Raw genomic sequence first — 23,855 nt, 5'->3', positions numbered from 1 at the left:
ACATTTTCCCGCATCAAGCATGAAACCAGACGCGGCATTTATGCGTACTACCCTCGAGAGCAGAATTCAGGCCGCGAGGGATGACGACATGGTCAGACAGGAAGGCATTGCTCATATAGCCAAGCCTGCTGCCGAACAGGGGCTGGCGAGGTTGATGATGAGGTTGCCCGCAACGCGGGCGACGATCAAAGCCGCCGCAGCGGACCAGCCCCATCTCTATGAACTGTGCGGCGCTTACGGCGAAGCCTGCTCCGTCCTCGACCGCTTGCGCAAGGATATGTCGGCCGACCCCGCGATCGTCACTGAATACGAGATCATCTGTGCTGAAATTGAAACCGACGTCTTGCGAACCCTGTTCGAAGACCGCTGAGCGCTCTTGCCGCCACGGCACCTTCCCGCGGCGGCGATATGCTGGCACTGTTCTCAGTGCAGCAGGCTATCTTGAAGGATGGAGGAAGTCGGGGCGTCTGCCTCTGCATGATGCAGTGGCACAGGCGCGGTCTCATTATGGGAAATGCCGCCGCCGCTTTCCGGGCCAGCGAGATCCGCGGCTTCAATCGTAACGCCGTGATCGCCGTTGCCAGGTGTCAGCCCGTGCTTTTCGAAAGCCGGCTCGCCGAAGTGACGAAGCAGCAGGGTTCCATCCGATACACCATTTTCCCTGACAAGATCGTTCTGGGGGCCGGCCTTGTCTGATGCGGTCTGGTCGGAAGTAAGATTTATACCGTCGTGGGAAGTGAGCCCGGCATCACACATGTGGCTGACGCTTGCATCCGTTGTGACGAGACTGTCAGCGCTTGCGAGCGTGGTGAAACCTTCTTCGATCGTCGTATTGTCGCTGACGGGAAAGGTACCTGCGGCGATGACCGTGGGGGAGATGTTATATGGCGTGACATCGCTCGCGATGAAATTGTCGTGGAATGATCCGGACGCCGGCCGGTCGACCTTCAACGCTGCCTGGGTCAGGTCATCGAAGAGGTTGCCATAGATATCGATGCCCTCACGAACATAGGTCGCCGTGCCGGCGGAGCTGACCGATACGCCCCAGACGCCGTCATGGATGTAGTTGCCGGATATGTCGTAGTTGCGTGTGTCGCCCGAATCGCCGAGGCCGACGGCGTAAGACCAGCTGTAACCGCCATAGCCGGAGATGTCGTTATCAAGGATGGCGATATTCGTGCCGGCCTGCGCGCTGATCCCGAATCCGCCGCCGATGATGGTGTTCCCCTCGATCACAGCGTCCACGGGCCGGACGAGCGTCAGTACGCCCTTTGGCGTCACGGCACCCGTCTGATCGAAATAATTGCCGCTGATGACGATGTTGCTGCTGTCGTTTAACTGTACGGCATCCGCCGCGGTGCCGTGTGCATTGGTGACGGTATTATTGAGAAGAGTGACGCCCTTGATCTTCTCGATCCAGATGCCGTCGCCGTTGACGTCGTTGATCGTGCTGTTCTCGATCGTGATGTTCGAGCCGGTGCGGAAGGTGATGGAACCGGATTTCGTCAAGCCGGTATGATCGACTTCGACGTTACGAACGGTCCAATTTGAGACATAACCGCCATAGATGGCTGCGCCGCCGGTGTCTGATATCTTTATATTCTCGATGACGATGTTCGACGCATAGAGACTATGAATGCCGTCATTGGGGCTGTGAATGACAGGCGCGTCGCCGACGCCGTAGCTGCCGATGGTAATCGGGGCATCGACGGTGCCGGAGTATTTCAGGTCAAGCTGGTCATTATACACGGTGCCGGCGGCGAGCAGCACGCTGTCGCCCGGCTGCAGCTTCAGGTTTTCCACCGCCCAGAACGACGCAAAGGGCGCGTCGGCACTGGTTCCGGCATTGGTGTTGGAGCCGGTCGCTGAATTCACATAATAGACTGTCATATCGCCTTGTTCTCGCATTGTCGCGCAGCCGTCTGGCCGGCTGCAACGAGTGAATCGGATGCGGTCGAGAGCTGAAGGCCACGCTGAAATGGCGTTCTATTGCCGTGACGACGGTAGGCGGGCCTATGGACCTGCCTGCTCTCGGGAAGCGCCTGGCGGAGGCTACGTCCCGAAGAATACAACTTACGAGAAAATAATCTAGAAAACAAAGACCGAAAGGTGAATGAAACGGTAACCTGCCATGCTGTCGCGAAGGGTCGGGGCGAGCCTGCCCCGAAGGACGAGGGCGGGTGATCAGCCCGCCCCTCACATTCAGCTCAGCAAGCCATCCAGATGGACGAAGACGGTCAGCGTATCGGTGTCGCTATGATGCGAGGTTCCGTCATTGATCCGGTAACTGAAGGATTCGCTCACATGTCCGCTGTGATCGGGAAGCTTCGTTTCATCGAGCGTATAGGCGTAATTGCCTTGCCGATCCACGTGGATGACGCCGTAGTCGCCAGTCAACGTCAAACCATGCTTGCCGACGCTTTCATCACCGAAGCGGCGCAGCGCCAGCGTGCCGTTCTCCGAGCTGTCGTTTTCGAGGAGGTTGCCGCGATGGGCCGCTCCCGTATCGGTGAAGATCTTCAAATTGTCGTGCACGGCGACAACGGCCTGATCGGCGGACGCCTCCGTCAGTACTGCAGTCTCGGCAACCGAGCTCGCCAGAATTGTGTCGACATCGGCGACCGTTTGGTTGTTTTTGACCGTGAAGGTGTGCGCGTCGGCGATGGCCGGCGATATACTGGTGGCCTTGACGCCGCTCTCCATCGTATTGTCGTAAAAGGAGCCGGATGCCGGCCTGTCGACCTTCAGCGCCGCCTGCGTGAGGTCGTCGAAGACATTGTCATGGACCTTGATATTGGTGCGGACATAGCTGGTGCCGCTGGAGGCGGTGACGACCACCCCCCACGCGCCGTCATGGATGTAGTTGCCGGATATATCATAATCCCGCGAATCACCCTGATCGCCGAGACCGATTGCGAAGGACCAGTCGTAACCGTGATATCCGGAGATGTCGTTGTCGCGGATCGCAATATTATTGCCGGCTGGCGCGCTGATGCCGAAGCCGCCGCCGGTCAGCACATTATCTTCGATCACCGCGTCCGTGGCCCGCACCAGCGCTATTACGCCCTTTGGACTATTGGCATCGGTCTGATCCAGATGATTGCCCTTGACCAGAATATTGCTGCTGTCGTTGATCTGTACGGCATCGGCCCTCGAGCCGTTCGCGCTGGTGACGGTGTTGTTGAGAAGCTTTATGCCGTTAACCTTCTCGATCCAGAAGCCGTCGCCGTTAACGCCCGTTATCTTGCTGTCTTGGATCGTGACGTTCTGGCTGCTCCTGAAGGTGACGGCACCGTCGCTTTCCGACAATCCCGTCTTGGCGATCTCGACGTCTCGGACCGTCCAGTTCTTGACGTTGCCAGCATAAATACCAGGGCCGCCGGTGTTCGATATCTTGAGGTTCTCGATCACGATGTTCGAGGCATAGAGACTATGAATGCCGTCACCGCCGCTATGGATGACAGGTGCGGCGCCGGTGCCGTAGCTGCCGATCGTGATCGGCGCGCTCTCGCTGCCGGAATATTTGATATCGAACTGTTCGTTGAACACGCTCCCCTTGGCGAGAAGCACGCTGTCTCCTGGTTTCAGCGTCAAGGATTCCACTTTGGACAAAGTCGCAAAAGCCGAGTTCTGGGTCGTTCCGCTGTTGCGGTCGGAACCAGCTGCTGAGTTCACATAGTAGATTGTCATATCGCCATGTTGCCCTGTTCGTCGGATCGCTATGTCGCCATCGGGATCGACCGGGATCAGCCGATTTCCTGCGGCGGGGGCAAACGGCCATGGCAACAAGGCGAGAAAATGTTGTCAATGCGGCAGCGGACCTGTTTGCGAGCCTTATTCCACAAGCACTGGCGCCGGGTCTGATGAGGCGCCGAAAAGCTGCAACTCAAGCCGGGAAAACAACGACTCAGAGGCGAATAAATCGGGGAACCACGGGCGGGAAGTACCTCGCGTCAAGGCTGCACAGCCCCTGATTCTGCTCGCTAATCCCCGGGCACAGCGACACGCATGCCGATCAGCCCCGTGGTGAGAAGGCCCGCGAGGCCGTCTCCCAACACGGGGATGGGTGATCATCTCTGCGTCACTTCTCCCCTCGCCTGTAATGCCGAAGTCAGCGGCAGCCGCGCGGCGACAATCGCAGGCAGCGCGCCGCCGAGGATGCCGATGGCAAGGCCCAGCAGGCCGGCGGTGAAGACCACGTCAGGAGTGACGTCGAGCTGAAAGGCCATCCTGGTGTTGTTGGCGCCCATCGTGCTTGCCTGCCAACCGTCGAAAACGAGCCTGGAGGCGAAGACGCCGAGGCCGGCGCCGGCCACCGACAGCAGCACCGCCTCCACCCAGGTGGCGGTGAAGGCCGGCAGGCGGGCAAAGCCGAGGAGGCGCAACGTCGCGATCTCGATGCTGCGGTCGGAAACCGAACTCATCATCGTATTCAATGCGCCCGCCGCCGCACCGACCGCCATCAGCAGCGCGACCGGCCAGCCGAACAGCCGGATCAGGCTTTCAGTCCGCTGGGCCTGGCCGGTGTAGAGGTCAGTCTCGGAGACGGCGACGAGCGGCGTTCCGGGCAGGGCCGACAGGCGATCACGCAACGCCGCCAGCGCTCTTGGGCGATCGCCTCCGCCGTTGAGCCGCATTCGAAGGCTCTGTACCTGCCCCTGCCGGTCGAAGGCCGCTTGCACCGCCTCCAGATCCGCCCAGATCTCGGATTCAAACGCGCTGCCGCCTGAACTGAAATGTCCGACGATCCTCCAGTCGAGCGCGCCGAAGCGGATCGTGTCGCCGACTGCGAAGCCGGGAAAGGTATCGGCTATGCGGGCGCCGACGACGATCTCGCGCGCGCCCTGCGAAAACATCCGGCCCCGCACAAGCCGCGTGCCTTTGCGCAGACCGGGGCCGGCCGGATCCATCCCCCTGAGCGACAGCGTCTGCTCGACGCCTTCGCCTTGTCTGACATCGACGGGAACGATGGTCTCGCGTGACAATACCGGCAAGCCCGCTCCGTCGCGGGCAACGCCCGTATCGCCGCTCATGGCCACAAGACTGCGGATTGCCTCGGCCGGCACCTCCGAACCAGTCTCCTGGTTGGTGCCGCCGCCGAGAATCACAGCTATATCAGGCGAGCCGGCGCCCGCGAGCGCGGCCTCGAAACCGCGCGCCATCGCCAGGAAACCTGAGAGCACCGCCACCACGAGGGCGACCGACAACACCATCGACAACGAGATCCACAGCCGTCGCGGCAGGCTCCCGAGGTTGACTCTGATCATGAGAAAGGTCTGCTTGAGTGTTGACGACATTGGATTATCTCGTTCTGAAGGCGTTGATGATGGGCAGGCGCACGGCGATCACCGCAGGCAGCAGCCCGGTCAGCAGGCCGAGCCCCGCTATGATGGCGAGAGATTTCGCGAGCACTGTCGTGCCGAAGACGAGGCCGAACTCCGGGCCGATGGAAAGCGTCGCAAGCTTGGCGAGACCAAGTCCGCCGGCGCCGCCGACAAGAAAGATAAACAACGTCTCGCCAAGAATGAGCGCGAGAATCCGTGGACTGGAAAAGCCGAGCACCTTCAGAACGCCGATCTCGAAACGCCGCTCCCTTACCGCGAAGATCATAGTGTTGACCGCGATCATCAGGATAGTGACGAAGACCGCCCCCACGACGAGGCTCACGATGAGGCCGATGTCAGCGAATTGCCGGAGAAACGCTTCAAGAAACTGCTTTTCCGACTGCGTCCTCGTCTGCGCCGCCGAATTGGCGAATAGGGCATCGATGCGGGCTGCCAGCACACTTGGCGATACACCCGGGCGCGGACGTACCACGAAGGCGTCGACCGTATCCTTGTCGCGCGCACGGGCGGCATTGATGGCGTCGTAGCGGGCGAGCATGAAATAGGTGTCCGAGCTGGCATCTGCGCCCTCAAAAATGCCCGCGATCGTGAAGCTCCAATTCCGGCTGCCGTCAGCCCTAAGCTGCCCGGTAAAGCCGATGCGCTGGCCGATCGACCAGCCCTCAGCTTTTGCTAGAGCCCTGCCGACCAGCACCCGATCGCCAGCCTCTTCCATTGCCGCGATCAGCTCCGGCGTCAGTCTCAGCTCGTCGCCGTTGGCCGCGGCGATCGCCAGTGGATCGACGGCGCTGACGGCAACCACGTTCTTTTCTACGTCGACGAAACCCCGCATGCGCGCGGTATAGGCGACCGCCGCGACATCGCCCTCGGCCGCGATCCGGCTGAGGTAAGCCAGCGGCAGCGGCAGCCCGCGGCTGGATTTGTTAAAGACGCCGAGCAGATTGTCGCTGGCGCCCGCCGCCCCTTGGCTGCCGCTGACGAAGCTGGCCGTAAGGCCGTAGATCAGGAAGGCGATGCCGACTGAGAACATCAGCAAAATGGCGCGCAGCCGCTTGCGCCAGACATTGCGCCGCATGAGCTGGAAGAAGGTCATCTGCCCGGCCTTTCTTCGCTGACGAATTCGCCCTTGTTGAGATGCAGCGTGCGCCGGGCAAAGGAAGCGGCCTCGGGATCATGCGTGACCATGATGATGGTCTTCTGAAGCTCGCGATTGAGAAAGCTCAGCATCTCCAGGATATCATCGGCCGATTTGCGATCGAGATCGCCGGTCGGCTCGTCGCAGAGAATGAGATCGGGATCGGTGACGATGGCCCGCGCAATGCCGACGCGCTGCTGCTGCCCGCCGGACATGCTCGACGGAAACTGTCGCTGCCGGCCCGCAAGCCCGACGAGATCCATGACCGTATCGACGCGGGCCCGCCGCTCTTTGCGGCCGAGCGGCTTCAATAGCAGCGGCAGCTCGATGTTCTCCGCCGCATTCAGCATCGGCAGCAGATTGTAAAACTGGAAGACGATGCCCATGGCATGTGCCCGCCAGACCGCTCTTGCCCCTTCGCCCATCTGCTCGAGATGGCTGCGGCCGACCCTGATCTTGCCGGCATCGGGGCTGTCGATACCACCGAGCATATTGAGCAATGTCGACTTCCCGGAACCAGAAGGCCCCATGACAGCGACGAAATCCCCGCGAGGAATGGAAAGATCGAGTCCGGAAAAAATCGGTATCGTCCCCGCTCCGATCCTGAAGGACTTCCTGACGCCGGCAAGGGCGATATAGGCTTCTGTGGTGTCTGTCATGCTTCTGTTCCTTTGCGGTTACTGGTCATCGGCTTGAAGGTTCGCGGCAACGGAACCGCTCAACTCGCGGCACACCGATCAGCCCTCATCCTGAGATGCGCAGGCCAGCGGCCGGAGCCTCGAAGGACGGTGCTGTGTGAGTACCCGCTGGCTCCTCGCCAACTACCAGCCGGATGCGCACGGCCATCGCAGGCCGCATGCCCGGTGGCGGCGAAGAGGCCGACAGGCGCAACATCACCGTGCCCTTCTCCTTGGAAATGACCGGCGCAACTTTGGCCACTTCGACCGCGAAGGGCTTATCGGGAAAGCCGTCGAGCACCGCCTCGCCTTTGAGACCCGGCCGCAGCAGCGCCATGTTGGCCTCGGCGACATCGGCATCGATCGCCAGGCTGGTCATATCGGTGATGGCGAGCAGGCTTTCATTCTCACGCACGCTGTCCTCGCGTGACAGCACCGTGTCGCCGGAATGCGCATCAAGCCGCGTCACGGTGCCAGCAATCGGCGCCCGCACGGTCAGCGCCTCGACCTGCTCGCGCGCCCTGTCGATATCGAGCTTCGCCTTTTCGAGATCCTGCCTTGCTTGTGCCGCGGCATTGCCGGCCGTGTCGAAGGCAGTGCGCGCTGCCTCCAGCGCCTCGGCCGACATGGCGTCGCGCCCGGCCAACCGCTCGGCACGATCCAGCGAAGACCGCGCCTGAACGAGCGTAATATTCCTCGCCTCCAGCGTTAGCTCCGCCGCCCGCCTTTCTATGTAAGCGCCTCGAAGCGCAAAGCCTGCACCCGCATCATCGAGCCGCACGAGCACCTGCCCGGCGACGACGCGATCGCCCGCCTCTACCTCGACGGCGACGATCCGCCCCTCATATCTGGAAAAGACGGTGGTGATGTCGGGCGCTACGACATAACCGGAGCCGCTGATCTCGCGGCTCGGCGCGGTCGTACCCCTGATCGGTGCGACCGTGTCCTGATTAGGCGCGGCTTTGTCGACCGCCGTATCCTCGGGCAAAGCCATGACTGGCAGCGCCGCTCCACCAGCCGATGACGCTGCGTCGCCATCCATAAGCCTTGCAAGCGTCGCCTCGATCCGCTCCAGCGCATCCGGCCGATAAAGAAGAACCGCCGTCAGCGACACCGCCCCCGCAAGGACCAGCATCGTTGACACTCCCAGCCGCCGGGCTCGGCGTTCCGGCGGCTGCGTCTCGACGGCCGCGGGCACAATCGAAAGCGATCTGAGGCTGGCGGCAAGGTGTCGTTCATGTTCCGATGTCGTGTTCATGCCCACAGAATGGCCGCCGGCGATAAAACCGCGACCTCGAACATGTTTCAGGCGGTCCTCGATCGCGATTATGTACGTGGTGGCTGCACTGTTGGCGGCCGTGACTGCGCATGCGCGCCTCGCCCAACAACTGTATTGCCGTGTGGCACCCCCCTCTGCCCTGCCGGGCATCTCCCCCACAAGGGTGGAGATCGGCAAGAGGCTTGACCATCGGTCCCTCTCGAACGGCATCGACAATTACAATGCTTTGGTTGTTTTGGGCTTTAGTTGTTTGAGAAAGCTATGTCGCCCAGCCAATCTCCCCCCTTGTGGGGGAGATGCCCGGTAGGGCAGAGGGGGGTGTCCCATGGCATGCCCGCCACAACAATCAATGGCGAGTCCCGAATAGAAGAGCAAGGCCGGGTGGCCCCGCACCTTACTCCCTCCTCTGCCGCCAAGCCACTGGCGTCATATCGGTCACACGCCTGAACTCCCGATTGAAATTCGACTTGGTCTGGAAGCCGACCTCGAACATCACCTCGGTCACCGATTTTTCCGTGACGGACAGCAGGCGGCAGGCCTCGCCGATCCTGTAGTCATTGACATATTGCGAGACGTTCTTATCCATCGCCCGGTTGACCGCTCCCGAGATCTGGCGGGCGGGGATGCCTGCCTTGCGGGCGAGCCTGTCGAGGTTGAGATTGGCGTCGCGGTAGAGCTTCTTCGCCTCCATCAGCGCATCGACCGCCGCAATTGTTTCCTTGTCCTCGGTGGATTCGGGCCTCGACGCTGCCTCCGCCACCTCCGCCGGCGCGCGGCTGCGGCTGGCGGCCGCCGCCGCGATGCCGAGAATAACCAGGGCGGCGAGGTTCCCCACGCTGATCAGCGCCAGCGCCCGCTCGCCATGTGCCGAGGTCAAATCGAAAAAGACAAAGATATCGACGGCGGCCGAGAGACACAGTGCGGCGGCCGCGAAGATAATTGCTCGATAGGCCGGCACGGCCCCCTCGAATGGCGCGAGCCGCAGTGCATCCGCCCCCGGGCGCATGAGAAGCAGGATCGCCAGCGCATAACCGACGAAGACGAGCACCAGCGCCATGTCGATGGCGTCCCGCCATAAGGCTACCAGCAGCAGGATGAGGATAGCCGGCACGGCATGCAGCCCGATCCGTGCCGCAAGCGGCTGCCGGCTCGTCCTCATCAGTCTGGAAACCCCGGCATAAGCAAGCGGCGGCACCATCGCCGCCATCACGGGCGCAACCAGCCCCACCGCTTGCATGCCATAACCCCAACGCAGGCCGGAAAGCACGGATTGCAGCGCCGAAAGCAGGATCAGCGCCAGAAAAGGCAGGTTTGGCGCCGCCTCCTCGTCGCGCCTGAGGACCACGACGAACAGGATGAGCAGCAGGAGGGCAGCGACGAAGGGAAGAGGAATGAAGATCATGGGGTCTAAGACCGGTATGGCAAACGGCGCCATCATTGCCGAGTCTGCCTTTGAGCGCGACCTCCATCGTGTTTTAGGACGCGTTTATCTGACATTTTTTGGATTGTCGGCCGCTGGGTACGAGCAAGCCATGAACGCCGAAATCAGACGCGCCCCAGAAACGCAAGCACGCGGGCAGTGAGGAGCGCGGCTGCATCAGCGTCAAATGACGGAAGCGAGCTGTCGGCGAAGTAGTGCTGGTCGCCGGGATAGAGGAAGAGCTCCGCGTCGGCGACCTTTGCCACGATCTCGCGGGCGGCATCGATGTCGCCCTCGCCGACGAAGATCGGATCCTTGTCCATGCCGTGGATCTGGACCGGGACACCGTCCGGCCAAGGTCCGAAGGCCCACTCGCCGCTGATCGGCAGGCAGGAATGGAAAAGCATAGCTCCGCGGGCGCCAGGTCGAGTTTGCGCCAACTTCTGCGCCGGCAGCACACCGAATGAGAAGCCGGCATAGACCAGTTCGGCAGGCAGTTCGTCGGCGACCCGAACGCCACGTTCCCGGACGGCTTCGAATCCGATCTCGCGGACATAGGCGAGCCCGTCCTCGATGCTCGCGAACGTCCGGCCCTCGAATAGGTCAGGCGTGTGCACTATGTGGCCGGCTGCCTCGATCTCGTCGGCGAAGGCACGCACGCCGGGGGTCAACCCTTGTGCGTGGTGGAACAATAACACTTCAGCCATATCAAGCCCCTCCTGACGATCAAAGCTCTAGCGCATCGGCCCAAAAATCGGAATCGATTTTCGGGTCGATGGGCGCATGCTGTCTTACTAGAGGAAGTTGCCCGCTTTACAGTCAGGGCTGGGAGGCGCGAGTTCGCCAAAGCGAATAGCGCCGCTCAGGGCGTAGCGCCGAAAAAGGCGAGCCGGGTGAAAATCGTATACTGCGATTCCGATACCATCAGCGCCACGAAGACCAGCACCAGCACCGGCGGCAGCAGGATGGCGTAGACGAGCGCCAGCCGCTCCCACGCCATATGCATGAAGACGGCAACGATCAGGCCGGCCTTCAGCATCATGAACACAAGAATCAGCGTCCACCTGACATAACCCTGAATGCCGAGATAATCGATCATGTAGGAAAAGGCGCTGAGCACGAAAAGCAGGCCCCAGACGAAGAGATAGAGCCGGATCGGGTGTTGCTGCCCGGTATGTGCCTGTGCATGCGCCGTATGGGTCTGCCCGTGTACCGTTGTCTCGCTCATGACGACCTCACCACAGATAGAAGAATGCAAAGATGAAGACCCAGACCAGATCGACGAAATGCCAGTAGAGGCCCATGATCTCGACGGCCTCGTACTGCCCTCGCCGGCTGGTGAAGAAGCCGCGCCGTTCCTCATCGAAATCGCCGCGCCAGACCTTGCGCGCGACGATGAGGAGGAAGATGACGCCGATCGTGACATGGGTGCCGTGAAAGCCCGTTACCATGAAGAAGGTCGATCCGAACTGCGCCGCGCCCCAGGGATTCTCCCAGGGGCGCACGCCTTCGGTGATCAGCTTCGTCCATTCGAAAGCCTGCATGCCGACGAAGGTTGCCCCGAGAAGCGCCGTCAGCAGCATCAGCGCCGCCGTCTTCCCGCGGTCGCGTCGATAGCCGAAATTGACCGCCATCGCCATGGTGCCGCTGCTCGAGATCAGCACGAAGGTCATGATCGCAATCAGGATCAGCGGAACGTTCTGGCCACCTATATGTAGCGCGAAGACCTCGCTCGGATTGGGCCATGCAACGGGCGTCGACATGCGGGCGGTCATATAGGCAATCAGGAAACAGCCGAAGACGAAAGTGTCGCTGAGGAGAAAGATCCACATCATCGCCTTGCCCCAGGAGGCGCTCTTGAAGGCGCGCTGATCCGAGGCGAAATCCGCAGCGACACCGCGCAGGCCCGCCGGTCTGATGACGTTGGGGTCGCCGTGTGTTTCGACAGTCTGTGCCATCTGCAAATCTCCCGGTTCGGCGCTCTAATTGAGCAATGTGCGGCAGAGATCGACGAAATCGTTCGCCCATCCGGCAAAGAGCGCAAAGAGAATGAGCCAGACGGCGAGCATGAAGTGAGAGTAAATCGCTGAAAGGTCGACGCTGAGGTTCAGCCGCTCCGTCGTTGCCTCGCTCGTGAATGCCTTCAAGGTCGTGTGAGCGAGCACGGCAAGCCCACCGAGAATATGCAGACCGTGCAGGCCGGTCAGCATGTAGAAGAAACTATTGGCGGGATTGTCGGCAAGTACGTAGCCGGCGGCCGCAAGCTCTCGCCACGCCTGGATCTGGCCGACGAGAAAGAAGCCGGCAAGGACAAATGCAGCGACAAGCGCCGGCCGCAGGCGTTCCATGCGCTCATGCCTCGCTTGGCTTTTCGCCCATTCCAGCGCAGCGCTGCTTGATGCCAGCGCAGCGGTGTTGATCCAGAGCAGCCGCGGCACCGGTGTAGCCCACCAGTCCGCCGATGCCATGCGCATGAAATAGGCGCTGACGGAAAGGCTGAAGACGGCGCCGACGACGCCGAGAAAGACGAAGAGGCCGATTTTGACCGCCGGCGCCGGCCGCGGGTCGGCGCCGGCAATGTCGGGCGGAGGAATGGATCCGGTCTCCAGCCAGGGCTTTGAGGTCAGCCGCTGTCCGGCCAGCCACCAGACGATGATGGCGCCGATCAAGGCAAGGAAGATCAGCGTGACGCTCATGCCGGAACCTCCCGCGTGACGCCGCTTGGCGGCTCTGTCTGCGGAATGAAATCCTCTGCCGCCCCCGGAACGCTGTAATCATAAGCCCAGCGATAGACCACCGGCAGCTCCTTGCCCCAGTTTCCGTGCGCCGGCGGCGTCTGCGGCGTCTGCCATTCGAGCGTCGTTGCCCGCCATGGGTTGCCGCCCGCCTCCCTGCCCCGCGAAAGGCTCCAGACCAGGTTGAACAGGAAGACGATCTGCGCCGCCCCGACGACGAGCGCCATGACGGTGATGAAGACGTTCAGCGTGTGGGCCGACGGCGGAACGAAGGCTATTTCTCCGAGCTCGAAGTAGCGGCGCGGCACACCGAGCAGGCCGAGATAATGCATCGGAAAGAAGATCGCATAGGTGCCGAGGAAGGTGACCCAGAAATGGATCTGGCCAAGCGCCTCGTTCAGCATGTGCCCCGTGACCTTCGGATACCAGTGATAGATCGCCCCGAAGATGACGAGGATCGGCGCCACGCCCATGACCATGTGGAAATGCGCGACGACGAACATCGTATCCGACAGCGGCACGTCGACGACGACATTGCCGAGGAACAGGCCGGTCAGCCCGCCATTGACGAAAGTGACGATGAAAGCGAGGGCAAAGAGCATGGGGAGCGTCAGATGAATGTCGCCGCGCCACAGCGTGAGCACCCAATTGTAGACCTTGATCGCTGTCGGGATGGCGATGATCAGCGTCGTGGTGGCGAAGAAGAAGCCGAAGGCCGGGTTCATGCCGCTGACATACATGTGATGCGCCCAGACGATGAAGCTCAGGGCGCCGATGATGACGATCGCCCAGACCATCATGCGGTAGCCAAAGATGTTCTTGCGCGCATGGGTGCTGATCAGATCCGAAACGATGCCGAAGGCCGGAAGCGCCACGATATAGACTTCCGGGTGGCCGAAGAACCAGAACAGGTGCTGGAACAGGATCGGGCTGCCGCCGCCATGTTGGAGTTGCTCGCCCATTTCGACAATGGCGGGCATGAAAAAGCTGGTGCCGAGCAGGCGGTCGAACATCATCATGACGCAGGCGACGAATAGCGCGGGAAAGGCGAGCAGCGCCATCACGGTCGCGGTGAAAATGCCCCAGACGGTGAGCGGCATCCGCATCAGCGTCATGCCCCGCGCCCGACCCTGCAGCACGGTCACCACATAATTCAGCCCGCCCATGGTGAAGCCGATGATGAAGACGATCAGCGAAGAGAGCATGAGCAGGATGCCCCAGTCCTTGCCGCCTGGCGTGCCTGATAGAACCGCCTGCGGCGGATAAAGCGTCCAGCCCGCCCCCGTCGGGCCGCCGGGGGCAAAAAAGCCCGCGACCAGGATCAGAACGGCGAGCAGATAGATCCAGTAACTCAGCATGTTCGCGTAAGGGAACACCATGTCGCGGGCGCCGACCATCAGCGGAATGAGGTAGTTGCCGAAGCCACCGAGGAAGAGCGCCGTCAAGAGATAGATCACCATGATCATGCCGTGCATGGTGATGAACTGGTAATAGTGATCGGCATCGATGAATGTGAAATAGCCGGGAAAGGCGAGCTGAATCCGCATCAGCCAGGAAAGCACCAGCGCCACCAGGCCGATGGCGATGGCGGTCAGCGAATATTGCACGGCAATGATCTTGGCATCCTGGCTGAACACATATTTCGTCCACCAGCTCCTGGGATGATAGAGTTCGACATCCTCGACTTCGGCGGGCGGGATGACATCTGCGCCGCCGGACGGAATCTCGACCATGATATCTCCTCCGTTTCCTTCCCGCCGGTTGATATCAACCGGCACGCGTCCTCCGGCCGCTCTGCAGGTTCAGTTTGCCGGCGGCGCCTCTCCCGATGCCATGAGCTGGGTGAATGTCTGCTGCTGCTCGAGCCAAGCCTGATAGTCCGCGGCTTCATCGACCACGACGGTGCCGCGCATCTGCGAGTGGCCGACGCCGCAAAGTTCGGCGCATAGGATCTCGAAGCTTCCGGTCCGGGTCGGCGTGAACCAGAAATAGGTGATCATGCCGGGGATCATGTCCATCTTGGCCCGGAATTCCGGCACATAGAAATCGTGAAGGACATCGACCGAACGCAGCAACATGCGCACCGGTTTCCCCACAGGCAGATGCAATTCACCGCCTTCGACGATGACATCGTCGAGCCCGTTTGCATCGTTCTTGTCCAGCCCGAGCGGATTGTCGGCACTGATGTCGCGGGTCTCCGCGCGGCCGAGCTTGCCGTCTGCGCCCGGCAGGCGGAAACTCCAAAGCCATTGTTGGCTGACGACCTCCACAGGTGCGGCATCGTCTGGCACCGTCACGAACTGGTTCCAGACGACAAGGCCCGGCGCGAGCATGGCGGCGACGCCGAGCGCGGTTCCCCCCGCCAGCAGCCATTCCAGTCTGCGGTTCTCAGGCTCGTAGGCGGCCCGGTTGCCCGGTCTGTGTCGAAAGCGGAAGACGCAATAGGCCATGAAGGAAATCACCGCCACGAAGACGATGCCGGTGATCCAGAAGGTGATGACGAGCGTGCTGTCGATATAGGTCCAGTTTGACGCGATCGGCGTCCACCACCACGGGCTCAGCACGTGGAACAACACGGAGCCGACGACAAGCAGGACGAGAATCAGCACAACAGCCATTTCCGCCCCTCCTGGGCCGACCGACCGCGAAACCGCATTCCTCAAAACTGTCGAATTTATTATCGCATAAATAGAAAATGTCGGCAATTACCGCGATTTAAGCATGCATGGCCGGCCCCGCCCGCCATTTGGAGTATTGCCGTCATTGTGAGTATTGCTTGAGATAAGCGACGAGATTGGTGATCTCCTGATCATCCTTCACTCCGACGAAAGCCATCTTCGTGCCCTTCACCTTCGCTTTCGGATTATGCAGGTAGTCACGCAGCGTCGCTTCGTCCCAGACGAGCCCTCCCTCACCGGCCGCCTTCATCCCGCTCGAATAGGCAAAACCCGGATGCGTTCCGGCCTTGCGGCCGAACAACCCTTTCAGCGACGGACCGACCTTGTTCGTGTCGGAATCGACGACATGACAGGTCGCGCATTTCTTAAAAACGGTAGCTCCCGCCGTCGCGTCGCCTTCCTGCGCCCCGGCGCCAGCAGGCAAAAAGCTAATGACGGATGTAGCGATCAGCAGAACAACACGGTAGTCCACGGCAAACCTCATCCTCCTCAAGGTCGCCAGCCACTCTCACCCTCCGCGATCATTCGCGCGGGGGTGGTGGTTGCTATTGGTTAAAGTTAGTCCTTCGCGGCTGCAAGTCAATCGCTTCCACGATCGCTGCCATCTGGGCGCAATTCGATACCCTATCCGCCCGACGCAAAAACCATCCGGACCGACTTTCAGCCAGCGCGATAATGTACTGGAGAGCGGCGCCGCCTCGGGCCATCTCCATTGCCGCCATCACGCCTATATACCGTCCGAAAGCGCCTCTTGCACCGCCAGTTCGGCCAAGGCAAGCGCCGCTTCGCGGGTTTTGGCGGCAGCGATGAAGCGGCCATTATGGCAGAAGCTCGCACCCTTTATGCCGCAAACAGCTTCGAGCTCACTATTGGCAAGTCCGGCCCAGACCATCGGCAGATCGGCCCGGAGCTCGAACCCCTCGTCGGTGCGGCGGATACCGGTCACGCACCAGTCTTTTTCGCGCGGGTGGACGACGAACAGCAGGTGATCTGCGCCGGCCTTGACGATGGCGGGACGGAAAGGCATTCCTCTCGGCAATTCCAGAACACGCTCCTGCCCGGCAGCCTCGATTGCCCGATACACGATCGCCTCGGCCCGCAATTTCGCGGCCCTCTGGGCGATTCCCGCCTCGACGAAACTGCGGGCAATGGCCAGCGCCGCGTGGAAGGCGCGATCGTCGGCCTCGAGCTCGGCCTCATCAAACACCGGTTTCAGGGTTTCGAGCAGCGCCGGCAGCGTCAGGCTCGCCAAAGGACCTGAGGGGCTGAGCGCGCCATTGTCGGTCAGGTCGATCGGCAGCACGAAGCCGGTGTCGAAAGAGGCATGGAGGGCCTCGACATGATCGTCGGGAAGACCGCAGGCTGCGAGATATTCGCGGCCGTAATGCTTCCAGATCAGGCCGAACGAGCTGTAGGGCTGGCCATCGTCGCGCAGTGGCGCGCCGCGCTGGTGATGGTCGAATATGCCGGCCGCAGGATCGTAGGCTCCGCCGACATCATAGATGATCCGGTCCGGGGCTGGCGTGATCCATTCCGGCGCCCGGCTGCGAATCAGATGCGCGAGCGGGAAAAGCCGTGTCAGGATGACGCTCGACAGCAGTTCGTCGGCATGGAAACCACCGGAATGGGTGATGAGAAAATCGGGGATCATGGAAGCAACGGGCCTTGTCGTTCGCGGGAGTATCCGCTTGCGGGTCGGAACCAGATAGCCGTTGCCGGCCACGATCTCAACCCGTCTTCGCGCACTCCGCAAAGCGCCGACAAGCGCGCGGCAGTTTTGGCACGACGGCTGATATGGTGACGAAGGCCTATGGCAGCGCCGGTCCCGGCTGTGCTGTGACAAGCGCACGGCCGGCCGCTGCTGCGATATGCAGGCAGATCAGCCCGGTCACGGCTAGAGCGTTGATCAAAAGAACCTCGGCGACGACTGCTGCCGAAAACGCGCCATCGCCCGACGGAAGCGCTGCGGTCGCGGCAAAGAGCACAGCTTCATACGCAACGAACCCGGCCATGAATGCGCCGGCCATGGTAACGGCAGGGCTGGCATTGAACCGGAGTACGCCGAGTGATGCCGCGAGCGATGCAAATGCCGAAATAGCGATCGTCACCCCCCAGGCAAAGCTGTCGACGGTTTGGGGATAGCCGAGTACGAGATATCCGACCGTCTGGTTGGCAAGCCAGGCGAGCAGCACCGCCACAATCGCCATCCGCCGGGGAAGAGCGACCGCTGAGACTGCCGCCAGGGCAACGAATGGCGTGACGCAGGCAAAAACCAGGCTGAGAGCGACGCTGGCGCTAGCAATGACCGTGACCCAAGCGACGGCGAAACCGGGCGTTGCCGGGCGCAAAGGAAGCTGATTTCGTTCCAGCATTTCGAAACTCCGTTCCACCGGGCGACACATCCCAAGAAATCATAGACCAGTCCGGCAAAATGGCCAGTCAGCTCATGGTGGCCGTCCCCTCCTCGCCGCCGCTATAAGGCATCCAGCGGGATCTTCAGATACCGGCGGCCGTTATCCTCTGGTTCCGGCAATCGGCCGCCGCGGATGTTGACCTGCAGCGCATGCAGCATCAGCTTCGGCTTGGGCAGCGTGCGGTCACGCGCCTGACGCAGCGCCACGAAACCGGCCTCGTCTATGCCTGCAATATGCGTATTCGCGCGCTTTTGGGCTGCGACCGTGCTTTCCCAGCGCGGGTGACGACCGCCCGGCTGGTAATCGTGGCCGGAAAACAGTCGGGTATCCTCGGGCAGCGACAGGATCGCCTGGATCGAGCGCCAGAGGGCGGTCGCACTGCCGCCCGGAAAATCCGTTCGCGCAGTCCCCGAATCCGGCGTGAACATCGTATCGTGCACGAAGGCGGCGTCGCCGATCACGTAGGTGACCGATGCCAGCGTGTGGCCGGGCGAAAACATCACACGGCCCGTAAGACCGCCGATTTCGAACGTGTCGCCATCGGCAAAGAGCCGGTCCCATTGCGAGCCGTCGGTTGCGAGCGCCGGCCAGTTATAGATTGCTTTCCAAAGCCTCTGCACATCGGTGACATGGACGCCGATTGCCGTCGGCGCGCCGGTCTTCTCCTGGAGATAATGGGCGGCGGAGAAATGATCGGCATGCGGGTGCGTGTCGAGGATCCATTCGACCGTCATCCGCTCGCTCTCGATGAAGGCAAGCATTGCATCGGCGTTCACCGTTCCGGTCGCGCCCGACATCTCGTCGAAGTCGAGCACCGGATCGACGATCGCGCAGCGTTTCGTCACCGGATCGAAAACGACATATTGTACGCTGCAGGTATGCGGCTCGAAGAAGGCTTTCACCTGAGGCCGCTGGCTTGCCACTTTTTCCAGCCAGCGGCAGGCGCCGGCAAGATCGAAGCCGAGGCCTTCGCCGAACGTCTGAACATCTGTCGCCTTCATCCGCCCGTCGAGCACCTCGCCCAGCGCATAAAGTGTCAATGCTCGTGTGCCGCTCTTGCAATGGGCGACCACTGGCCCTTTCGCCTCAGCCATCGCCGCCTGAAAGGCGCGAATATCCGCCTCGGTGATCTCGTTCCCCTTCACCGGCACGAAGCTGTAGGAAAGCCCGGCAGCGGCAGCGGACATCTTTTCCGCCGCATTGCCCGGCTGGCCCGGCTCCTCGCCTTCAGGCCTGGCGTTGATGACGGCGGCGAAGCCCTGCGTGGCGAAATCGGCAAAATCGGCTGGATCGGGCTGCCCCGCCACCGATATCCGCTCATTGACCCTCACGGGCATCATCGAAGCCTCCGCGCCGCCCTGATTACGCAGCAGTATCGCATGTATGGTGGTACAATCTCACAAGTATTAGCGCAAGAATAGAGGAGGCTGCTCTCCCGCTCACAGAACACGCCCTCCTTGCCGAGCGTCAGCGAAAAAGCCCCGCCAATCATTGGCGGGGCTGCTTATGCTCAAAATCGGTTGGGATTAAATCCTGGGAGGAATCAATGCTTCCCTTCTGCCAATCGAAGCTGGCGCGAGCCTTGCGCAATCGACATCTGAAGAGTTCCTCCCTTCTGCCAGTGCTTGAAGCAGCAGATCGCACCAAGCCGGAGCTTTGGTGAAGCCCGCGCCCCTAAGAGAACGCGGGCGTTAGGTCGTCGTAACGCATTCGCGTCAAGCGGATGCGTGAAGTCAATCCTGGCCCTGCAGGCGATCTATCACCTGGAGCAACAGATCGGCGCACACCTTCATCGGTTCGTCCTCGGCGCATTTCAAATCGATCCGGGTGTTTCCATCCTCGATCTCGAAATGGGCTGCCTTGGGCTGCGGCGGCAGGCGATGACCCCGGTAACCATGGAAGCCCATGTCACCTTTCGAACCATGCCACCGGTAGTCGGGGCGGTCTCGTGACGGCTCGTCCTGGCCGCGACGCATCCCCTCCTCGTCATCAGTCGCAGACGGCGGAGGGGGCGACGCCGGCTCGGTCGCTGCGGGCGGCTCCCCGGAGGCTGGTGGGGCGGATGATGAGGCGGGCGGCTGCTGGGCGAAGGCGGTGGCGACCGATGCTGCAAGGGCAAGACCGGATAGCAGAAATCTTTGCATGGGATGTTCCTTTCAGAGAAGACACATGCCTGTAAACACCGAGGCGCGGCTTTAGTTCACACCACGCGGGAGCTTGTGATCTGCAACGCGCCTGAACGTTCCGCCTGCAAAGACGCCACGGCGGTGAGAGGAGACGCCATGCGTGCCCGCCGTTTCGGACTAGCCGACAGAGAACTGACAAGAACTTCGCGCGACTCAAGGCCGGCGCCGCTTCTTTCGCCTCGCCTCTGCCTTGTTGGACGACTATGCTCAACGCCGATTCGCTGTCCGCGATGAGGGCGTGCGGGAACGAGATATCAAAGGAGAGTGCGATGACGGACGCCAAGAGCGGCATTACCGGGCTGCGGCCGCAAATCACCGTGGTCGGCGTCGGCGGCGGCGGCGGCAATGCGATCAACAATATGATCGCGGAAAAGCTGGCAGGCGTCGAATTCGTCGCCGCGAATACCGATGCCCAGGTTCTCGCCACCTCAAAGGCGTCGCGCCGCATCCAGCTCGGCGCGAATGTGACGGAGGGCTTGGGCGCCGGTTCCCTGCCGGAAATCGGCCATGCGGCGGCAGAAGAATCGATCGATGAGATCATGGATCATCTGGCGGGGTCGCACATGTGCTTCGTCACCGCCGGCATGGGTGGAGGAACGGGAACGGGTGCCGCCCCTGTCATCGCGCGCGCCGCACGTGCGGCCGGCATCCTGACCGTCGGCGTCGTCACCAAGCCGTTTACCTTCGAGGGCAATCGCCGCATGCGGACGGCGGAAGCCGGCATCGAGGCGCTTCGTCAGGCCGCCGATACCGTTATCGTCATTCCCAATCAGAACCTCTTCCGCATCGCTGATGCGAAAACCACCTTCGCCGATGCCTTCATGACCGCCGATCGCGTGCTCTTTGCCGGCGTCGGCTGCATCACCGACCTCATCGTCAAGGAAGGCCTGATCAACCTCGATTTCGCCGACGTGAAGTCCGTCATGCAGGGCATGGGCCGCGCGATGATGGGTACGGGCGAAGCCGCCGGCGAAAGCCGGGCGATGAAGGCGGCGGAAGCGGCAATCGCCAACCCGCTTCTGGACGACATCTCTATGAGAGGCGCCAGAGGCGTGTTGATTTCGATTTCGGGCGGCTCGGATATGACCCTGTTCGAAGTGGACGAGGCGGCAAGCCGGATCCGCGACGAAGTACAGGACGACGCCGATATCGTCGTCGGCGCGATTTTCGACCGCAGCCTCGACGGCAAATTCCGCGTCTCGGTGGTGGCGACCGGCCTGGAAGCAACCTCTCTGTCCGCGTCCCCTTCTCACGCGCCTGCCGAACCGATTCAGACGCGTACGCTGCAGTAAACGACCGCAGTTATACCGGCCGGTTTGCCAGCACTGGCCGGATAAACATCGCTCCCAAAAATGCAAGACGAATGCTGCGGCGCATTGCTTCGTCGCCCTTCACGCTACGCGCCTCAGCATGAGGGGAGTCGGAGGATGCGCGTCAAAATGCCAGCGGGCTCGGCAGAAATTGAGCAAAAAATTGAAAAACCTATTCGTATCAGCCGCATTATCACTAACGGCGGTTCTCCTTTCGAGCTGCACGACAACCTCCGGGGGCTCCCGACAGCATTCGCTGTCAGTCACGGTACGCAGCGGCGTCAGAACGCTGGTGGCCAAGAACTGGCATATCGACGACGACTGCCGCCATATCGACTATCCGGCCATGGATGTTGTCGAAAAGCCCAAACACGGGCGCCTCGAAATCGTCCACGAGCCGCTTTTCCCCAAACTCGACGGAAAAACCTCGAAATGCGAAACCGTCAAGACCAAGGGCGTCGTCGGCTATTATACGGCTGACAAAGGCTACACCGGTATCGACCGGCTCGTCATCCGCTCGCCTTATGAGGAGGGGAAGACCGAAGATGGCGTGTTGAGCGTGAAAGTGGTCAATTGAATGCCGCCGCCAGCAGATCAATTGCTGCCGGTAAAATCCCCATGAGGCGGGACTTGTTGAGTCCCGCGGCGGATCATCTCGGCGGGTTACCTAAGCCGAAGGACGCCGGATTAGGCGGTTGCACCGACAGCTCAGCGCATCCGCCCCTCGTTCGTGTCGGCGGGATCGTAGTTGATGTCCCAGTCCTTCTCTGGCTTCTTCTTGCCCGGCGGATTTTTGTTCACCGTGGCATCCTCGGAGCCGGTGATCACGGTTGGCTTGGCGCTCGCCACGCCGCTGGCTTTGCGGTCGGCTTGGGATTTGGCGAACTGGCCAGCCGCGTCCTTTTTCGGATCGCCCATGTCATTCGCCCTTCTGCTTCAGCGCGTCCGAGATGTCGCTCATTTCCGGGTCGCGGTTGTTCTCGCCGTTGGCATCGCGGTTTTTATCCGGATCGTCCTTGGGTTTGAGGTAACCGCGCGGAGTGTTTCCTTTCGGTCCTTCCCAGCGGGGGGACTGATCGGTGGTGCCCGGAGGCCCGTCCTTGGGGGTTGTCATGCCCATCGTCGTTACTCCCTGTTGAGTAAGGGAAACCGCGAAAGCCGGGAAGTGTTCCGGCAGAAAATTTGGAACCGTGTCGGCCCCCATCGGTTGGTGAAAAGTCGTGAACCTCGAAAAAGGAGCCGAACATGAGCAAGACCAACGTTCGTGAACTGCAAAAACGCGCGGAACAGCAGGTCAGAAACACCAGCGCCGGCGGCCACCTCGGCGGCACTTATTTCGGCCAGCAGCCGGACGGCAAGACCGCTTCGGACACCACCAACGACAGTGCCAAGGCCCGGCCGAACGACGGGAGCAATTGAGGGCGGCAGGGCCGCACCGCCTGTGATGACCCTGCCTGATGAATTCCTTCGCGCCCAGTGTGCTGGGCGCACAAACTTCCGCGACGTCCCCGTCAGGTCCGAGCACGAGAATGAGCGTAGCGTCTCGCTGCTGTCGGAAGAGCATCTGCCAGCGCCGCCGACCGATCCTAACACTGACGCCTTAGGCGAGGTCTCCATCGGGTTGCGCTCATGGTCGGCAGGCCCTGTGAATGCTGGTGGTGATCGTAGACCGGCTCAGCCAAACAAGAAGTCGCCGGAGTTGAGATTTGCAAGCCCGCCGAGGGTGGTGATGTTGTCGAATTCAGCTACGAGCACCGCGCCGCCGGCTGAACTTGGGTTCTGATCGTAGTAGACCGCCGCATGGCCGAGATCCGTATTGTGGAACACGAACAATGCACCTGTGGTAATGTTGCTGTAACCATTGATGGTGCTCTGGACGGTTGCATTCGTGACACTCACGTCCGTTTTCACGGCAACCTCCGTTCCGGCAACATTGATCGTGCCGTTGTTCCCCACCTTCACATTGTCCACGTTTGTATCGTTGTTGCCGACCGCGAACTCGAACGTGCCACCTCCAACGTCCAACTGGAACCTGTCCACGGTTGTGCTATTCGTCCCAGCGTTGAAGTCAGTCATATGGTTCGTGGTGTTGGCAAACTTCTGCAAAAAGAAAGTGTCATTTCCCACGCCCCCGGTCAGGGTGTTGTTGCCGGCACCACCGTTGAGGGTGTCGTTGCCGTCTTGGCCGAAAAGAGTGTCGTCACCTCCGAGCCCAAACATCATATCGTTACCGCCACCGCCGTAGAGCACATCGTCGCCCGTTCCACCGGTCGGATTGTCGACTGAGTTGCCATTGCCACCGGTGATAACGGTGAAGGTCTCGGTCATTTCGAAGGCCGGCCCTATAGGATCACCGGTCTGCGTTGCCGTTACCGTCACTGAAAATGTGCCGTTCGTCGATAGCGCACCCGAATTAAGCGTATTGCCGGTTATCGAAAACAAGCCCGGATTAGACTGCGAAGCAATGCTGAAGCTGAACCCACCTGCGTCGGGATCAGTCGCTGACAGCAGACCACTGAACTCGAAATTATTGAAGTTGACGCTGTCCGCCGGAACGACAGGCGTCAGCCTAATGTCAGTCGGTGCCTGCCTAGCTGGCCCATCATCTGCGCCGGTGATGGCGACGACGATGTTGTAGCTGGCCGTGCCGTCGAGCGAGCTGACGCTCAGCGTGTC

At 61.3% G+C, this 23,855-nt stretch carries 25 protein-coding genes; 4 read left to right on the top strand and 21 right to left on the bottom strand.

Annotated elements, in window-relative coordinates; translation table 11 throughout:
* Nucleotides 1-88: 88 nt before the first annotated feature.
* Entirely contained in the window at nt 89-370 is a 282-nt protein-coding gene (locus tag GA0061105_RS00130) for a nodulation protein (protein WP_092748233.1), read from the top strand.
* A gap of 53 nt (nt 371-423) precedes the next feature.
* Here GA0061105_RS00130 and GA0061105_RS00125 read toward each other — a convergent pair whose 3' ends face one another.
* The 18 genes from GA0061105_RS00125 to GA0061105_RS00035 all read right to left on the bottom strand — a co-directional run bounded on the left by GA0061105_RS00125 (nt 424) and on the right by GA0061105_RS00035 (nt 19,827).
* Nucleotides 424-1,890 carry a right-handed parallel beta-helix repeat-containing protein gene (locus GA0061105_RS00125; protein ID WP_167358497.1) on the bottom strand — a complete coding sequence of 489 codons (1,467 nt, stop codon included), beginning with the start codon at nt 1,888-1,890 and terminating at the stop codon, nt 424-426.
* 312 nt (nt 1,891-2,202) lie between these two features.
* Complete coding sequence (locus GA0061105_RS00120; protein WP_092747219.1) at nt 2,203-3,690, bottom strand: right-handed parallel beta-helix repeat-containing protein; 1,488 nt, start codon at nt 3,688-3,690, stop codon at nt 2,203-2,205.
* 380 nt (nt 3,691-4,070) lie between these two features.
* Nucleotides 4,071-5,297 (bottom strand): ABC transporter permease, encoded by a 1,227-nt coding sequence (locus tag GA0061105_RS00115; RefSeq protein ID WP_092747217.1) that lies wholly within the window; start codon nt 5,295-5,297, stop codon nt 4,071-4,073.
* A gap of 4 nt (nt 5,298-5,301) precedes the next feature.
* The gene (locus GA0061105_RS00110) at nt 5,302-6,438 is read right to left on the bottom strand and encodes an ABC transporter permease (RefSeq protein WP_092747215.1); all 1,137 of its coding nucleotides are present in this window, start codon (nt 6,436-6,438) and stop codon (nt 5,302-5,304) included.
* Nucleotides 6,435-7,139 (bottom strand): ABC transporter ATP-binding protein, encoded by a 705-nt coding sequence (locus GA0061105_RS00105; RefSeq protein WP_092747213.1) that lies wholly within the window; start codon nt 7,137-7,139, stop codon nt 6,435-6,437. Before GA0061105_RS00105 ends, GA0061105_RS00110 begins: the two co-directional genes overlap by 4 nt.
* 85 nt (nt 7,140-7,224) lie before the next feature.
* Nucleotides 7,225-8,586: an efflux RND transporter periplasmic adaptor subunit gene (locus tag GA0061105_RS00100; protein ID WP_092747211.1), complete on the bottom strand. Its 1,362-nt coding sequence runs from the start codon at nt 8,584-8,586 to the stop codon at nt 7,225-7,227.
* Nucleotides 8,587-8,830: 244 nt separating this feature from the next.
* Nucleotides 8,831-9,838, bottom strand: coding sequence for a helix-turn-helix domain-containing protein (locus GA0061105_RS00090; protein WP_092747209.1), 1,008 nt, complete (start codon nt 9,836-9,838; stop codon nt 8,831-8,833).
* 143 nt (nt 9,839-9,981) lie between these two features.
* Nucleotides 9,982-10,563, bottom strand: a complete 582-nt coding sequence (locus tag GA0061105_RS00085; RefSeq protein WP_064692046.1) for a dienelactone hydrolase family protein — start codon at nt 10,561-10,563, stop codon at nt 9,982-9,984.
* Between the two features lie 155 nt (nt 10,564-10,718).
* Nucleotides 10,719-11,084 (bottom strand): cytochrome C oxidase subunit IV family protein, encoded by a 366-nt coding sequence (locus GA0061105_RS00080; protein ID WP_092747207.1) that lies wholly within the window; start codon nt 11,082-11,084, stop codon nt 10,719-10,721.
* Between the two features lie 7 nt (nt 11,085-11,091).
* Nucleotides 11,092-11,814, bottom strand: coding sequence for a heme-copper oxidase subunit III family protein (locus GA0061105_RS00075; protein ID WP_092747205.1), 723 nt, complete (start codon nt 11,812-11,814; stop codon nt 11,092-11,094).
* A 24-nt stretch (nt 11,815-11,838) separates the two neighbouring features.
* Nucleotides 11,839-12,552, bottom strand: coding sequence for a cytochrome c oxidase subunit 3 (locus GA0061105_RS00070; RefSeq protein ID WP_092747203.1), 714 nt, complete (start codon nt 12,550-12,552; stop codon nt 11,839-11,841).
* The gene (gene ctaD / locus GA0061105_RS00065; protein ID WP_092747201.1) at nt 12,549-14,324 is read right to left on the bottom strand and encodes a cytochrome c oxidase subunit I; all 1,776 of its coding nucleotides are present in this window, start codon (nt 14,322-14,324) and stop codon (nt 12,549-12,551) included. The genes GA0061105_RS00070 and ctaD overlap by 4 nt, the downstream gene beginning before the upstream one ends.
* Before the next feature lie 69 nt (nt 14,325-14,393).
* Nucleotides 14,394-15,209, bottom strand: a complete 816-nt coding sequence (locus GA0061105_RS00060) for a cytochrome c oxidase subunit II (RefSeq protein ID WP_064692051.1) — start codon at nt 15,207-15,209, stop codon at nt 14,394-14,396.
* Between the two features lie 142 nt (nt 15,210-15,351).
* Nucleotides 15,352-15,741, bottom strand: coding sequence for a c-type cytochrome (locus tag GA0061105_RS00055; protein WP_245304181.1), 390 nt, complete (start codon nt 15,739-15,741; stop codon nt 15,352-15,354).
* 255 nt (nt 15,742-15,996) lie between these two features.
* On the bottom strand, nt 15,997-16,920 hold the full coding sequence (locus tag GA0061105_RS00050; RefSeq protein ID WP_092748231.1) for an MYG1 family protein: 924 nt from the start codon (nt 16,918-16,920) through the stop codon (nt 15,997-15,999).
* A gap of 157 nt (nt 16,921-17,077) precedes the next feature.
* Entirely contained in the window at nt 17,078-17,641 is a 564-nt protein-coding gene (locus GA0061105_RS00045) for a hypothetical protein (RefSeq protein WP_092747197.1), read from the bottom strand.
* A gap of 101 nt (nt 17,642-17,742) precedes the next feature.
* On the bottom strand, nt 17,743-19,023 hold the full coding sequence (gene blh, locus GA0061105_RS00040) for a bifunctional sulfur transferase/dioxygenase Blh (protein WP_092747195.1): 1,281 nt from the start codon (nt 19,021-19,023) through the stop codon (nt 17,743-17,745).
* Between the two features lie 393 nt (nt 19,024-19,416).
* The gene (locus GA0061105_RS00035) at nt 19,417-19,827 is read right to left on the bottom strand and encodes a hypothetical protein (protein ID WP_092747193.1); all 411 of its coding nucleotides are present in this window, start codon (nt 19,825-19,827) and stop codon (nt 19,417-19,419) included.
* Between the two features lie 311 nt (nt 19,828-20,138).
* On the opposite strand from GA0061105_RS00035, the gene ftsZ reads away from it, so the two are divergent.
* Entirely contained in the window at nt 20,139-21,161 is a 1,023-nt protein-coding gene (gene ftsZ, locus GA0061105_RS00030) for a cell division protein FtsZ (protein WP_064692056.1), read from the top strand.
* A gap of 310 nt (nt 21,162-21,471) precedes the next feature.
* Complete coding sequence (locus GA0061105_RS00025) at nt 21,472-21,756, top strand: hypothetical protein (protein ID WP_245304179.1); 285 nt, start codon at nt 21,472-21,474, stop codon at nt 21,754-21,756.
* Between the two features lie 131 nt (nt 21,757-21,887).
* Here the strand turns inward: GA0061105_RS00025 and GA0061105_RS00020 are convergent, their stop codons facing one another.
* Together GA0061105_RS00020 and GA0061105_RS00015 are read right to left on the bottom strand one after the other, a co-directional pair.
* Nucleotides 21,888-22,097: a hypothetical protein gene (locus tag GA0061105_RS00020; RefSeq protein ID WP_064692057.1), complete on the bottom strand. Its 210-nt coding sequence runs from the start codon at nt 22,095-22,097 to the stop codon at nt 21,888-21,890.
* 1 nt (nt 22,098) lies between these two features.
* Nucleotides 22,099-22,299, bottom strand: coding sequence for a hypothetical protein (locus GA0061105_RS00015; protein WP_064692058.1), 201 nt, complete (start codon nt 22,297-22,299; stop codon nt 22,099-22,101).
* A gap of 125 nt (nt 22,300-22,424) precedes the next feature.
* On the opposite strand from GA0061105_RS00015, the gene GA0061105_RS32685 reads away from it, so the two are divergent.
* Entirely contained in the window at nt 22,425-22,598 is a 174-nt protein-coding gene (locus GA0061105_RS32685) for a hypothetical protein (RefSeq protein ID WP_020921649.1), read from the top strand.
* A 255-nt stretch (nt 22,599-22,853) separates the two neighbouring features.
* On the opposite strand, the gene GA0061105_RS00005 is transcribed toward GA0061105_RS32685, so the two are convergent.
* A partial coding sequence (locus GA0061105_RS00005) for a calcium-binding protein (protein ID WP_425348738.1) occupies nt 22,854-23,855 on the bottom strand: 1,002 nt, incomplete at its 5' end.

This window comes from Rhizobium aethiopicum, assembly GCF_900094625.1.
Lineage (GTDB): Bacteria > Pseudomonadota > Alphaproteobacteria > Rhizobiales > Rhizobiaceae > Rhizobium > Rhizobium aethiopicum.
This window is presented reverse-complemented; position numbering and strand designations above follow the sequence as displayed.

Bases quoted from the DNA above. Each gene is read 5' to 3' on its own strand.
- GA0061105_RS00130 (WP_092748233.1), top strand. From the start codon at position 89: ATGGTCAGACAGGAAGGCATTGCTCATATAGCCAAGCCTGCTGCCGAA.
- GA0061105_RS00125 (WP_167358497.1), bottom strand. From the start codon at position 1,890: ATGACAGTCTATTATGTGAATTCAGCGACCGGCTCCAACACCAATGCC.
- GA0061105_RS00120 (WP_092747219.1), bottom strand. From the start codon at position 3,690: ATGACAATCTACTATGTGAACTCAGCAGCTGGTTCCGACCGCAACAGC.
- GA0061105_RS00115 (WP_092747217.1), bottom strand. From the start codon at position 5,297: ATGTCGTCAACACTCAAGCAGACCTTTCTCATGATCAGAGTCAACCTC.
- GA0061105_RS00110 (WP_092747215.1), bottom strand. From the start codon at position 6,438: ATGACCTTCTTCCAGCTCATGCGGCGCAATGTCTGGCGCAAGCGGCTG.
- GA0061105_RS00105 (WP_092747213.1), bottom strand. From the start codon at position 7,139: ATGACAGACACCACAGAAGCCTATATCGCCCTTGCCGGCGTCAGGAAG.
- GA0061105_RS00100 (WP_092747211.1), bottom strand. From the start codon at position 8,586: ATGCCCGGCAGGGCAGAGGGGGGTGCCACACGGCAATACAGTTGTTGG.
- GA0061105_RS00090 (WP_092747209.1), bottom strand. From the start codon at position 9,838: ATGATCTTCATTCCTCTTCCCTTCGTCGCTGCCCTCCTGCTGCTCATC.
- GA0061105_RS00085 (WP_064692046.1), bottom strand. From the start codon at position 10,563: ATGGCTGAAGTGTTATTGTTCCACCACGCACAAGGGTTGACCCCCGGC.
- GA0061105_RS00080 (WP_092747207.1), bottom strand. From the start codon at position 11,084: ATGAGCGAGACAACGGTACACGGGCAGACCCATACGGCGCATGCACAG.
- GA0061105_RS00075 (WP_092747205.1), bottom strand. From the start codon at position 11,814: ATGGCACAGACTGTCGAAACACACGGCGACCCCAACGTCATCAGACCG.
- GA0061105_RS00070 (WP_092747203.1), bottom strand. From the start codon at position 12,552: ATGAGCGTCACGCTGATCTTCCTTGCCTTGATCGGCGCCATCATCGTC.
- ctaD (WP_092747201.1), bottom strand. From the start codon at position 14,324: ATGGTCGAGATTCCGTCCGGCGGCGCAGATGTCATCCCGCCCGCCGAA.
- GA0061105_RS00060 (WP_064692051.1), bottom strand. From the start codon at position 15,209: ATGGCTGTTGTGCTGATTCTCGTCCTGCTTGTCGTCGGCTCCGTGTTG.
- GA0061105_RS00050 (WP_092748231.1), bottom strand. From the start codon at position 16,920: ATGATCCCCGATTTTCTCATCACCCATTCCGGTGGTTTCCATGCCGAC.
- GA0061105_RS00045 (WP_092747197.1), bottom strand. From the start codon at position 17,641: ATGCTGGAACGAAATCAGCTTCCTTTGCGCCCGGCAACGCCCGGTTTC.
- blh (WP_092747195.1), bottom strand. From the start codon at position 19,023: ATGATGCCCGTGAGGGTCAATGAGCGGATATCGGTGGCGGGGCAGCCC.
- GA0061105_RS00035 (WP_092747193.1), bottom strand. From the start codon at position 19,827: ATGCAAAGATTTCTGCTATCCGGTCTTGCCCTTGCAGCATCGGTCGCC.
- ftsZ (WP_064692056.1), top strand. From the start codon at position 20,139: ATGACGGACGCCAAGAGCGGCATTACCGGGCTGCGGCCGCAAATCACC.
- GA0061105_RS00020 (WP_064692057.1), bottom strand. From the start codon at position 22,097: ATGGGCGATCCGAAAAAGGACGCGGCTGGCCAGTTCGCCAAATCCCAA.
- GA0061105_RS00015 (WP_064692058.1), bottom strand. From the start codon at position 22,299: ATGGGCATGACAACCCCCAAGGACGGGCCTCCGGGCACCACCGATCAG.
- GA0061105_RS32685 (WP_020921649.1), top strand. From the start codon at position 22,425: ATGAGCAAGACCAACGTTCGTGAACTGCAAAAACGCGCGGAACAGCAG.